Below are 13,048 nucleotides of genomic sequence, written 5' to 3' on the forward strand. Positions count from 1 at the left end.
TTACACTGCTTTCAAACTTAGATCAAGGTTATAGACAGAATGTGTTAACGCACCACTGCTTATATAATCTACACCACACTCGGCATATTTACGAACAGTTTCTTCATTGATACCGCCGCTCGACTCTGTAAGACACGTATCTCCTATTAATGTTACAGCTTTTCTTGTATCTTCATAATCAAAATTATCAATCAATATTCTATAAACACCAGGTGTTTTAAGTATTTCTCTTATCTCATCGAGGTTTCTAGCTTCCACAATAATTTTTAAATCAAGATTATTATCTGCTAGATATTGCTTAGTCTTTTCTATAGCTTTTGTAATACCTCCTGCAAAATCAATATGATTATCTTTTAGCATAATCATATCATATAATGCAAATCTATGATTTTCTCCTCCTCCAATCTTTACAGCCCATTTTTCTAAGGCGCGTATCCCTGGAGTAGTTTTACGGGTATCCAAAATTTTGGTTTGAGTCCCTTCTAGCAAAGATGCAAAATGATTAGCTTTGGTAGCTATTGCACTCATGCGTTGCATTGCATTTAACACCAATCGTTCTGCTTTAAGAATTGTTTGTGAGTTACCCGTTACATAAAAGGCAATATCTCCATGTTTTACCTGGGTGCCATCTTTTATTCTTACATCTATTTCGATATTAGGGTCAACATACTCGAACACTTTTTGAGCAAATTCTACTCCTGCAAGAATCCCTTCATCCTTAACCAATAATTTTGCTTTTCCTGTTGCAGACTTAGGAATACAGGCCAATGAGCTATGATCACCGTCACCTACATCTTCTCTTATGGCATTGGCAATTATCAAATCAATTTCTTTATTGAATTGGGTTTTACTAATCATATTGAATGGTTATTTTTGCTAATGTAAAAAAAGAAGAATGAATATTAAATTATTAGCGATAGGAAAAACCGATAATGCTCAACTCACCGAACTTACAAACGCATATATCAAACGTTTAGGTTTTTATGTTAAATTTAATTTTGAGATTATTCCAGATATAAAAAATGCAAAAAATTTAAGTGAAACTCAGCAAAAAGAAAAAGAAGGGAAGTTAATCTTAGAAAAAATTGACAATCCTGATGTTCTTATTTTATTAGATGAAAACGGGAAACAATATGATTCTGTTGGCTTTTCTGAAGTATTACAAAAGCATATGAATAGTGGTATAAAGCAGTTAGTGTTTGTAATAGGTGGTCCCTATGGCTTTAGTCAAGATGTATATTACCGTGCTAATGGTAAGCTATCTTTATCAAAAATGACTTTTTCTCATCAAATGATTCGTCTATTTTTTGTGGAGCAATTGTACCGTGGGTTTAGTATTCTAAGAAACGAACCGTATCATCATCGATAATCAACTTAAACTATTCTTTATAAAGACTTAATTGAATTCTGCCAACAACCATAACTCTATAATAACCTCGATACAATTCTGAAATTAAAATCTTTTCGGGAGTATTGCGTACTCGTTTCTTTTTTACAATTTTACCTGTAAAATCATATATGATGATTTCTTCTCCTTTTTTAACACCAGTGATATGCATTACCTCTTTGGCAGGGTTAGGGTATATTTTAATATCTTCTACTACTTCATTACCAACATGGCTTGTTTGTATCATGCTTTCTGCAACATTATGGATAATACTAGCCATCCTATTTCTTTCTTCTTTTGATTTTCTATCAGTCCATGACCATGCAATAGAACCAGCCCATTGATTTTCAATTAATATTGTTCCTAAATCTGAAGCAGGGAAAATGTCAAGTTTATGATCGTTATCTCCCACCTTATATTTAAACGATAGATCATCGGGATAATACTCGCCTATAATAGCAGGTTTATCTATTAATTTTGGACTGTATTTTGTATGAAATGGCGATCCCTTACTACGTGCCCAACTATAATAATGAATATTATAAAAATCTAAATACCCCAAATCATTTTTTCCTTTATCAAAAAGGTTAGCATCAGAATATGCATTATAAAACCCCTTTTTTGGGTCATCAACATTGGTTAAAAAACCTAGTGCTCCATTTGTAATTTTTACTTGTGGTTCTGTTTTACGAATCGCTCCTGCTACCCTATTGATAAATTTTTGGATATCTTTCATTTCTACTCTTTCTTCAAAACCTGACCAATGTTGAGCATATTTATTGGTCATCCCTTCTGGTTCATTAAAAATTTCCCAGGCAAAAAGTGCACTATGGTTTCCTATGTATTTTACTAATGGGACTAAAGCATTTTCTATATATGCCTGTGTAAAAGTATCTTCTGTAATCAACTTTTTATTAGCAATAGGGTCTACTCCCCATTGTTTCTTGAGCATATCAAAAGACCAAAGACAAATTTGGACTTGCATTTTTTTTTGCAGCGCGAGGTCTAGTATTTTTTTTACATCCTCATGAAAAAAATCAGGGTTTGGAGTCACTTTTTTATGAGCATCAAAAACTGGATTGGTAGATCCATTAGTATGATACCACCATCTAATCAATGTTGCTCCATGTTCGCAGGCAAAATCCATAGCTTCTTCGAACCTTACCATATCAGGTCGAAAATACTTTTGAGGGTTAACAGGGTCCACCCCGGTATCTCTTCCAAACTCAATCCATGCCAGGTTTAGTCCATTTACGAATGAAAAATCTTTAGATTTTCTAGTCATTTTTTGTCATTACTTATAGAACTGGTTTAAACTTTTTTCAATTCACTATAAAAATGCTCTTTTTCACTCAATTTTCATCTTTTTCTTACTTCGTAGCGCTGCTATGAAGTGCAAAAAACATTTCAGTTGACCAAAAAATCATCATTTTTCGTATGAATCAAAAAAGTTTAAACCAGTTCATAGATTTCAATACTGTTAAAATAAATAAAGTACTTTAAATCCAACCATCTATTGTAATAAAAAAAGCATTGAAAAAGGTTTCTCCTCTATTCAATGCTCTTGATTATTAAGTCTGGTTCACTAAAGATCTACATAAAATGTAATTGCATTATATCTTTTTAGCGGTTAACAATTTTAATTCTTTCCCGATATACATAAATTTTTTAAGTAGTTTATCAGATGCCAACTCTTTGTCGATACTCATTCTAAGTTGATTCTCATTGAGTTCTACCATATACATTTTTGAATCATCAATCTCTTTTTTCCAAATATAAGAAGTTGTATTGGTGATCATTTTTTCTTGTCCGAACTGCTCTATAAGAAAAGATTTAACTTCATTTTGCATGTTCTCCATAAACTTCACCTTGATCTTATAATTTTCATCGTTATTTACAACAGTAAAAGATCTATAATAATTTTCCTTGTTTGTTTCTCCACAAGTTTTCACGGTTGTCTTTGTAGAAGATGTGGTACTTTTTGAAGATGTGGTTTGAGCGCATGCTACTAGTAATCCCATAATGAGATGTACTACAATTGTTACTAACGTTTTCATAGTGTTCGATTTTTGATTTAATTATTTATAGAACTCATCTGAGCCTTTTCTTTTTCCTAAAAAAGTGGCTAAAACTCACTCATGTTTTGTTATTTTCTTACCCTATCGCTGCTATGATTTTCAAAAAGTGTCTCATCTGGTCAAACTTCAACTCATTTTTGGCTAAAAACAAAAAGTGAAGACGAGCCTATGTTATGCTACATAAAATGTAAGTCCAACCCCTCTTACACTTTCTATAGATATGTTATTGTCTTGCTTAAAATATTTACGTAATCTGCTTATAAATACATCCATACTTCGTCCCGAAAAAAAGTCATCGTTACCCCAGACTTCTTTAAGAAGATCTTCTCTCTTTATCATTTTATTCTTATGTATCCATAAATACTGTATCAACACTGTTTCTTTTTCTGTTAATCGTTGAGAATCACTATCAAGTTTTAGCAGATGATTACTTATATCAAACTTGTACTTCCCTATAGATACTATTTCTTCTTTGAAAGAAGTCATCTGGTTACTTCTTTTCAATATATTTTGCAATTTTAAAACCAGAATATCGGCTTCAAAAGGCTTTACGATGTAATCATCTGCTCCTAATTTTAGTCCTCTTATTTTATCATCTTTCATTTTCTTTGCGGTAAGAAAAACGAATGGAACTTCTGGCTCAATATCCACTATTTTTTCGGCTAAAGTAAATCCATCCATTTTTGGCATCATTACATCAAAAACACAAATATCAAACTTACCAGTATCAAATGTTTCTAAAGCCTCTTTACCATCTTTGCACCACGTAATCACATAATCATGAAGCTCTAAATATTGCTTAAGAATACTACCAAAATCAAAATCATCTTCTGCCAATAGTATGTGTTTTTTCATCGGTCTAAATTTCTTTTTTAATTCGTAAAATAATTTGATATCACACTTATTCTTTTCTTATCATATACCAAACTTACTGGATCGGAATTGAAATTATAAATGTAGTTCCCTTATCTAATTTGCTTTCTATAGTAATACTCCCCTTATGAGCTTTAACAACTTGATTGGTATAAAACAGCCCTAACCCCAGTCCTTTTACATCATGAACATTACCAGTGGTCACTCTATAAAATTTTTCAAAAATTCTTTGATATTCTTTTTCTGAAATCCCTACCCCATTGTCCTTGATCAAAATTTTATAGGCATTATCATCAAACTCGGTTTGTATGGTAATTTGAACATCTTCTTTACCATATTTTACTGCATTATCCAGGATATTAAGTAATGCGGTAGTAAATAAGAACCTATCTATAGTAAGCGTTACTTTTTTTAAGGTGAATTTTGTATCAACCTTAACCGGTTTATCAATAACCGATAATTTAAAATCTTCTACCACTTCCTGAAGATATTTTTTATCTGATATTTTTTCTTTTTGAAGAGAAATCTCTTCTGACCCCAAGGTATTACTCATCACCTGATCAATGATTTTTTGCAATCTGTTATTTTGTCGGTCAAGAATATCTAATGCGTTCTCAAAAATATCGGGTGAGTTCTGTGCATCTTTATTTCTTAAACTTTTCGAAGCAATGCCCAAGGTTGCCAAAGGTGTCTTTAACTCATGTGTAATATTGTTTATAAAATCATTACGTACATCTGCAATTCTTTTTTGTCTAATTAGGGTTTTTATAGAATAAAAAAGAAGTAATACTACAAATAGAAATAGGAATACAGAAAATAAAAATAGCGTGGCCATCTGGCTAAAAACAATTTTTTTCCAATCTATAATACTCATAGAATCTTCTGTCTTTATCTCCAAGTTAAGTTTAGCGTTAAACATTTTTCCTTCATTTTCTTGCTCATAATCATGTTCTGTAAACCATCTTGATTTACGAATTACATTTCCTTCTTTATGAGGAAAATTTTCTCCAAACAAAAAATAATTACTTCCTTCATTTCCATTAAATATGGTATCGATTTTATCTTTATCGTATGCGATGATACTCGTTATTGTTTTTTTTAACTTTAAAGAAAAACCTAAATTAATTTTTTCTATTTCGTTTTGATAATACATATTAAAAGCATCATTTAATGAATCTGCATAGGGTTTAAAATACTCTATCGCATCTTTTTTAACTATGCTATTCTTTTTATATGCTGCTAATTGCTTTGTTAAATGATTATGCCAAAGTTCTGTTATAGAATCCATTTCTTTTGTATTATTAATTCCTAAAATGGACTCTTTGGTTTCTTTGATAAATACATCTTTTTTTAATTGATAAGTATTATAAATCAAATATCCTTGGATGGCAGAAAGCGCCACCAATGCCAAAACAGATGTGACAATAAGAATATTTATTTTTTGTTTCATTCGTTTATATTTTTTTTATGTCAAACTCAATTCACCAAATAATCATTCTACTGCGTATCAAAACCTTTGTTAGTATTTTTTAAAATCAATTGTATGGCTTTTTTTAATTGTTTCGCTGTATCTAATATATAGTGTTTTGGTCTAAAACCTTCTCTTGGAGTTCCATTTATATGAAACAACTTTTCTACAGGTATTTGAAAACCTATTTCTGTTTCTGGCAGTGTATAACTATAAATTGCACCTAATAATCCAGCCATTTCTGTTCCTACTATTAATGCTCGATCCATGGCGTCTAACCCTATAACGATTCCTTCTCCCATACTACCTGTCCATTTACCACATAATACTACCAATGGTTTGGTATATGTTTTTTCTCTGGGAGATACTAACTCTATGGTATTGCGTTCTATCCCATACAACTTCTCTTCAAAGGGAAAACTATGTCTTTGGTAAGGTCGTTCTTTCTTTATAAATCTACTCATAATTGCTCTGGCTACTATAGAATTGCCTCCACTTGGTGTTTCTCTAAAATCTAATATTAATCCATCTGTGGTATTCATATCGTTAATTGCCTTATCAAAGGCCAATATCATATCCTCTTCTCCCAAAGAATTATTAAACTTTATATACCCAATAGCATCTGTAAGTAATTTTGTTTCTATATAACTCTCGGATTCTTTGTTTTTAAAAGCCTCTAAATTTAAAGTTAATGAGTCATTAACAGTTATTAAGCGCTTGGTGTCATGTGTTCCTGCAATGAGCATATTTGCAATAAACTCATACATCCTATCGCTATATTTTTTGGTACTCTTTGGTAAATATTCTTTTACCACCTCATTAATAGGTCTTTGATTTATCCCAGTAATTCTATCTCCCAACTTAATCTCTAATGTCTCTGATAGAGATCCTTCTCTAATAGCACTAACTATAAATTCATGATCCTTATATCCTACCCATAGGTCTGTTCCCGTTGGTATCAATCTATGGGATGATGGCAAATTGGTATTAAGGCCTACATGTCCATTATGAAGTTCTCTTGTAATCTGCTCTAAAACTTTTATAAACTCGGCATTATTTTTTACATTATCAACCCTAGGTTGATATATCATTTTTACCTTGTCCCAATTTACTTTTTGCGTATCAAAATAGGCAAAATAAGTATCAACGGTATTCCATAAATACTCGAAATCTTTTTGATACTTAGTCTGCCCAAGAACAGTAAATCCAATAAAAAATATACAAAATACAATGGATTTCATAACAGTTCATTTTTTGATTGATGATAGGATCAAAGGTATTGGATACCCACTCTGATAAGAAGAAAAATTACATCGTTAACCGAGTATTAACGTTAATAAGTTCTTTGATGCCCTATAAAACAGGGGATTTAAGTATTTATGTTAATAGGTGAAAAAATAGTATTAATTATTACATTTGCGAACTAACCAACCTATCATCTTTATGCGGTCTTATTTGAAACTCATTAAATTTGACAATCTTCTTATCATTGCTTTTGCTCAATTTTGCCTTAAATATGGTCTTTTTGAGCCTTTTAATATTCCGATTACTTTAAATGGGTTTGGAGTAAGCTTATTGGTACTCGCAACTATTTCTATTGTTGCAGCAGGTAATATTGTTATAGCACAATACGATCAGGAAACTTCTGCTACCAATAATTTATTATATGGTACTATTGCTCAAAAATCTGCAAATACACTTTTTATCGTTTTAAATGTAATTGGTGTATTGATAGGGTTCTATTTGGCGAACTTGATTAGCAAACCTGGATTTGTAGCCCTTTTTATCATCACATCGGGTATATTTTATGTCTATGCTACGTATCTAAAGGAAATTTTAGTTGTTAAAAATGTGTGTATTGCAGCTCTGGCTGGGTTATGCTTAATCGTTATAGGAATCTTTGACCTTCTTCCTGCTATCAACGAAGAGAACAAAGAATTTCAAGTGGTGATTTTCTCGATTATACTAGATTATTCAATTTTTACTTTTTTTATCATCTTTTTAAGAGAGCTTATTAAAGATTGTATTCATATCGATAGAGATCATAAACTCGATATTAAAACCATTCCTATAGTAGTAGGAAAAGAAAGATCTTTAAAACTTATTGGACTGCTTGTATTGATCCCAATTATTTTAATATTCTATTATATTTATACGTATCTTTTTTCTAATACTACTGTAGTCGTTTTTGTGTTATTATTTGTTATTGCCCCTTTATTATATGTTATGATAAAATGCTTTGGTGCTGCGACCGATAAATTACTTACCAGGCTTTCTCTTGTTTTAAAGATTGTTCTAATCATAACTGCTATTTCACTTGTATTTTATCAGTTCGTTTTATAATAAAGTATGCTAAAAGATTTATTAAAAGATAAAAACATAATTCTTGCTTCGGGCTCACCCCGAAGACAACAATTTTTTAAGGATCTTAATCTGGATTTTACAATACAGTTAAAAGAAATAGAAGAAGTATATCCAGCACATTTAATAGCTGAAGAGATTTCTGATTACCTAGCAGAGCTTAAGGCAGGTGCTTTTAAAGATTTAAACACTAATGATATTCTTATTACCAGTGACACAATTGTTTGGCATAAAAACAAAGCTCTGGGGAAACCGAAAGATCTCGAAGAAGCAATAAAAATAATAGGCTCGTTATCTGGTGATACGCATGAGGTAATCACCTCTGTTTGTTTTAAAACTTCTCATTCGATAAAAACGGTGCATCAATCTACACGGGTAACATTTAAAAACCTTTCAAAAGAAGAAATCGAATACTATGTCTATAATTATAAACCATTAGACAAAGCTGGTGCATACGGTATACAGGAATGGATTGGTTTTATTGGCATTTCTAATATCGAGGGTAGCTACTTTAATGTCATGGGATTGCCTACCCATATTGTTTATGAAACGTTAAGCTCACTTGCCAAATCATAGGTTTATCGTAATTTACTACTTAAAAATTAGTCGTCATGAAAAAGTATGTATTTCTATCAATTATTATTAGTGTATCGATTCTAATGGCCTGTAGTAATAGTAATGTCGAAAACACAAAAAAAGAAGTAACGGCCTCTATAGCACAAAGTACGATCACTAAAGCTCCTCCTACTTTCGAAAAAAAACCTAAAAAAGAGCTTTCTGAAAATTTTAAAAAGTATTGGTATGCTGGTAAAGCAGAAATTTCTTCCTATCAATTAGAACAAGCGAGATATGGAGAGATTAGAAAGGGATCTGCGGTGCTGATCTATGTAACAGAAGATTTTCTTGCTAAACAACAGGTAAAAGCAGATAGACAAAACGCTGACAATATTCCTGTCTTAAAATTGAATGCCACTAAAAAATTCAATACTGGTATTTATCCTTATTCTATTATGCAGAGTACTTTTTATCCGGTTGCAGATAATCAGCATGCAGTTAAGGTGTCGAGCTCGATGCAAGAATGGTGTGGACACGTATATTCTCAATTAAACAATCGAGAACAATTTGAAATATCATCACATTCTTATTTTGAAAATGAAGCTGATCAAAATTTTAAACTTGACAAAACACTTTTAGAAAATGAAGTATGGACAAAAATTAGAATCAGTCCTAATAATTTACCGCAGGGAGCTATTAATATTATTCCTTCTTTTGAGTTTTGCAGATTAAAACACAAAGAGGTAAAAGCATATAATGCCACAGCAAGTATTAAAAAAGGTACCGATAGCAATACCTATACCATAGAATACCCAACACTAGAACGAACTATACGTATCACCTTTTCGAATGTGTTTCCGTATACCATAGAAAGTTGGACCGAAACTTTTAAAAGTGGTTTTGGAAAAAATGCAAAAAAACTCACTACCAAAGCAACTAAAATAAAAAGTATCAATTCTGACTATTGGAGCAAAAATCGCAACGAAGATGAAGTTCTAAGAAAAGAACTGAATCTTAAATAAAACCTCATACCAAAAACAATAAAACAACAAATCATACATGACAAAATTATCTAAATCTGAAATCGAAGAAAAACTAAAAGATGTTGATGGATGGGAGTATCGAGACAATGCACTTCATACCACATTCGAGTTTAATGATTTTAAAGATGCATTCTCTGTAATGACTCGTATTGCATTTGAAGCAGAAGCACAAAATCATCACCCAGACTGGACCAATGTGTATAACAAATTGCATATTAGTCTATCTACTCATGATGCTGATGGAATCACTGATAATGATTTTAAACTAGCCAAAACTATAGATCAAATTATAGAAGGAGAGTAACGTTAATACCATTTCTGATTTAAAATTACTCACTAAAATTTGTTCTTTTTCGTTGATGTTTCAAAACAAAATTTAATCGTAGCTATGGCTATGTCTGCATTTTCTTTTTTGCCTAAACAAAAAATCTCTGTGTTTTATTTGAGTATTTTTAAATCAGAATTGGTATAAAATAACATTTGTCAAAAACTAGGTTTCTACTTATGTTTGTATTTAGAATTTAAATTATGCACTATGGGAAGAGCTTTTGAATTTAGAAAAGCACGTAAAATGAAACGTTGGTCTGCAATGGCCAAAGCATTTACTAGAATCGGTAAAGATATTGTGATGGCTGTTAAAGAAGGAGGGCCAGATCCTGATTCTAATTCTCGTTTAAGAGCGGTAATACAGAATGCCAAATCTGTAAACATGCCCAAAGACAATATCGAAAGAGCGATCAAAAGAGCTTCTGATAAAAGTCAAGGTGAGTATAAAGAAGTGCTTTTTGAAGGGTATGCACCCCATGGTATTGCTATTTTGGTAGAAACTGCTACCGATAATAACAACAGAACAGTAGCTAATATTCGATCTTATTTTAATAAATGTGACGGAAACTTGGGAACATCAGGCTCTGTAGAATTTATGTTTGATCATACCTGCAACTTTAGAATTAATGGTGAAGGTCTAGATCCAGAAGAGTTAGAATTAGAATTTATTGATTTTGGAGCCGAAGAAGTATTTCAGGATGACGATGGTATCTTAATCTATGCTCCTTTTGGAAGTTTTGGAACCATTCAAAAAGAATTAGAAACCAGAGAAATAGAAATTTTATCCTCTGGATTTGAACGTATCCCACAGGTCACCAAAAAATTAACTCCAGAGCAAGCTGCAGATGTAGATAAGTTGTTAGAAAGAATAGAGGAAGATGATGATGTGCAGAACGTATATCATACCATGGAGGAGTCAGCGCCCGAATAGCAAGGGTTTACAGACGTTAAGCTAATAACGAACACATATTTAAAAACACATAAATGCCCATATTTGGGCATTTTTTGTGACTTCGTTCACTAATAGTTCACAAATTTTTAAAATGGTTTATTCATATGACTTTGGAGTTTAAACATAACGATTATGTAAATCATAGCTCTAAATCACTAGCCACTTTTAGAAAAATCATCGAAAACCCGGCAAGAATTTGTAACAATATAGTAACTGAGTTATTGTAATGCTGAATATATATATGTCGTAACTGTTTTATTTTTACACAATCACAGACACTTTCTACATAGATTTATACATTCTTCTATATTAAGAACACCTCACTATCATCAAGATAGAAGAATCATTACAGTTGGACAACAGCTACCATTATTATGCTTTGTTAATTATTTTCTTCAATTATAGTTTTGGCATTTCTGTTTTTTGGGTTTAGTTCTAAAGATTTTTTATAAGCCTTTATACCTTCTTCTTTTTTGTCAAGAATCAATAAACATTCACCCAAACTATCCCAAGTGTTAAACCCGTTTGGATATAACTCTGTATTGAGTTTGAATATTTTTAACGCCTCTTCATTTTTGTTTTGTCTCATTAAATTATAACCAAAACTGTTAATTCCATTTTCTGAAATATCATATTCAGAGTCATTTTTGTTTTCTGACTTTATTGTTTTAATAATTTCATCAATAGATTTTCCTTGATTGATAAGTTCTAATAACTTTTTCCTATTCATTCGTTTTACTTTCTCTCTCTGTTGAGCTAAAGTTTCTACACCATATTCTATTCGCTCTGCATCAGAAATTTTGGTTGTATCCATTTTCCCAAGCTGCCAAGGTTCGTCTTTTCCAAATTTTTGATATTGAGTTCCATAGATTTGAGGTTCATCTTTGCTCAATAGATAACGGTCAATAGCTGCGGCTAAAAGCCACTTGTTAGTTGTCGAATCAAGTTCTATTGATTTCTCCATTAGTTTAACTGCCATACCATATGCTATAGAATCTCCTCCATGTTGGAAAATCATTGCTGCATTGTGATAGTCTTTAGAAGTTCTAACTTTATTTGAATCCAAAAGTTGATAAACTCTTAACTCTCTTAAACTGTCTCTTTTTGAAACAACGTTCCAATCAATATTGTCTACTTGTCGATCAGCTTGGTCATTTCTATAAATTTCAATTAATTCTGCATTGTCCCTAATTGGTTCATCAATTTCGGTTTTAGAATTTTCCTTATTCGATTTACAAGAAGTAAATCCTATTATCAAAATAATCAAAAGAGCGTTTTTCATACAGTTCATTTTTTTTTTAAAGTATAACGTTTAATATACATGTCTTAGTAAAGCAAAATGTTACCTTGTACTTTTGTTTTTTGTTCAGACTTCTACTATACTACTATCTAATAGTTGTATTGAACAATAGTAACTGACTTTTACTCCAAAGTGTTCTTTTTGTTAATACCATACATTTTCAATAGATCGACAAATGCTACTGTTATTTTGTTGACTTCAGACTGTGGTGTATCTTTTTCTAAAAAAATGGAAAAACTCGATGCGGGATCTGCTTTAAAATGTTCTTCGGTACTGATATTAATTTTCTGTGTTTCTATGGCATTAGTTTTAAATGATACTTCAATCCATTTGTTTTTATCGTTTTCTTTAACCGTTATTCCTGTATATTCATTCGTAGTCAACAAATAAGCTGTTGAGCAAAGTTTAAATGTTCTACAGAATTGTATAAACTTAATGACCTTTTTTTTCTTAAACTGAATTTCTTCTAGCAGATAGTTGTAATCTTCCTCGGTATTGTTAAGCTTATGTATATCTATTTTTTTATTCAAAGATAGAAGTGCTTCCGCTTTGGTTTGACTTGAACATTCTGTATAAATAAATACTAAACCACCCTGCACTGGAAGTGCAGGGGTTTGTTTTACTAGGGACTAAAGTCCCTAAGCCTATTCTAATATAAAATTAGAATTATCATTCTTATCATGTCGATGATGTTCTAAATACTG

General features: G+C 31.4%; 14 protein-coding genes. 6 read left to right on the plus strand and 8 right to left on the minus strand.

Translation table 11 applies throughout. The annotated features are described in order from the left end of the window. Complete coding sequence (gene nadC, locus ABW636_RS06465) at positions 1-858, minus strand: carboxylating nicotinate-nucleotide diphosphorylase (protein ID WP_367589140.1); 858 nt, start codon at positions 856-858, stop codon at positions 1-3. Positions 859-895: 37 nt separating this feature from the next. Here nadC and rlmH point away from each other — a divergent pair, with 37 nt between their 5' ends. Next, a complete protein-coding gene (rlmH, locus tag ABW636_RS06470; protein ID WP_367589141.1) occupies positions 896-1,369 on the plus strand; it encodes a 23S rRNA (pseudouridine(1915)-N(3))-methyltransferase RlmH in 474 nt (157 codons plus the stop codon). Between the two features lie 10 nt (positions 1,370-1,379). Here rlmH and ABW636_RS06475 read toward each other — a convergent pair whose 3' ends face one another. From ABW636_RS06475 to ABW636_RS06495, 5 genes are all read right to left on the minus strand, one after another. Next, complete coding sequence (locus ABW636_RS06475; RefSeq protein ID WP_367589142.1) at positions 1,380-2,672, minus strand: T9SS type A sorting domain-containing protein; 1,293 nt, start codon at positions 2,670-2,672, stop codon at positions 1,380-1,382. A gap of 328 nt (positions 2,673-3,000) precedes the next feature. Further along, on the minus strand, positions 3,001-3,444 hold the full coding sequence (locus tag ABW636_RS06480) for a hypothetical protein (RefSeq protein WP_367589143.1): 444 nt from the start codon (positions 3,442-3,444) through the stop codon (positions 3,001-3,003). A 192-nt stretch (positions 3,445-3,636) separates the two neighbouring features. After that, a complete protein-coding gene (locus ABW636_RS06485) occupies positions 3,637-4,320 on the minus strand; it encodes a response regulator transcription factor (protein WP_367589144.1) in 684 nt (227 codons plus the stop codon). A gap of 73 nt (positions 4,321-4,393) precedes the next feature. Continuing rightward, positions 4,394-5,788, minus strand: coding sequence for a sensor histidine kinase (locus ABW636_RS06490; protein ID WP_367589145.1), 1,395 nt, complete (start codon positions 5,786-5,788; stop codon positions 4,394-4,396). A 47-nt stretch (positions 5,789-5,835) separates the two neighbouring features. Further along, positions 5,836-7,047 carry a S41 family peptidase gene (locus ABW636_RS06495; protein ID WP_367589146.1) on the minus strand — a complete coding sequence of 404 codons (1,212 nt, stop codon included), beginning with the start codon at positions 7,045-7,047 and terminating at the stop codon, positions 5,836-5,838. A 214-nt stretch (positions 7,048-7,261) separates the two neighbouring features. Here ABW636_RS06495 and ABW636_RS06500 point away from each other — a divergent pair, with 214 nt between their 5' ends. From ABW636_RS06500 to ABW636_RS06520, 5 genes are all read left to right on the plus strand, one after another. Continuing rightward, positions 7,262-8,149 (plus strand): geranylgeranylglycerol-phosphate geranylgeranyltransferase, encoded by an 888-nt coding sequence (locus tag ABW636_RS06500; protein WP_367589147.1) that lies wholly within the window; start codon positions 7,262-7,264, stop codon positions 8,147-8,149. A gap of 6 nt (positions 8,150-8,155) precedes the next feature. Beyond that, positions 8,156-8,743 carry a Maf-like protein gene (locus tag ABW636_RS06505; protein WP_367589148.1) on the plus strand — a complete coding sequence of 196 codons (588 nt, stop codon included), beginning with the start codon at positions 8,156-8,158 and terminating at the stop codon, positions 8,741-8,743. Between the two features lie 35 nt (positions 8,744-8,778). After that, entirely contained in the window at positions 8,779-9,744 is a 966-nt protein-coding gene (locus tag ABW636_RS06510) for a septum formation inhibitor Maf (protein ID WP_367589149.1), read from the plus strand. A 37-nt stretch (positions 9,745-9,781) separates the two neighbouring features. Next, the gene (locus ABW636_RS06515) at positions 9,782-10,069 is read left to right on the plus strand and encodes a 4a-hydroxytetrahydrobiopterin dehydratase (RefSeq protein WP_367589150.1); all 288 of its coding nucleotides are present in this window, start codon (positions 9,782-9,784) and stop codon (positions 10,067-10,069) included. A 231-nt stretch (positions 10,070-10,300) separates the two neighbouring features. After that, positions 10,301-11,023: a YebC/PmpR family DNA-binding transcriptional regulator gene (locus ABW636_RS06520; protein ID WP_367589151.1), complete on the plus strand. Its 723-nt coding sequence runs from the start codon at positions 10,301-10,303 to the stop codon at positions 11,021-11,023. A 403-nt stretch (positions 11,024-11,426) separates the two neighbouring features. On the opposite strand, the gene ABW636_RS06525 is transcribed toward ABW636_RS06520, so the two are convergent. Together ABW636_RS06525 and ABW636_RS06530 are read right to left on the minus strand one after the other, a co-directional pair. Further along, a complete protein-coding gene (locus tag ABW636_RS06525; RefSeq protein ID WP_367589152.1) occupies positions 11,427-12,326 on the minus strand; it encodes a tetratricopeptide repeat protein in 900 nt (299 codons plus the stop codon). A 140-nt stretch (positions 12,327-12,466) separates the two neighbouring features. After that, positions 12,467-12,874, minus strand: coding sequence for a hypothetical protein (locus ABW636_RS06530; RefSeq protein ID WP_367589153.1), 408 nt, complete (start codon positions 12,872-12,874; stop codon positions 12,467-12,469). Positions 12,875-13,048: the final 174 nt, after the last annotated feature.

Origin of the sequence: Aquimarina discodermiae (assembly GCF_040786235.1) — a bacterium.
Classification (GTDB): Bacteria; Bacteroidota; Bacteroidia; order Flavobacteriales; family Flavobacteriaceae; genus Aquimarina.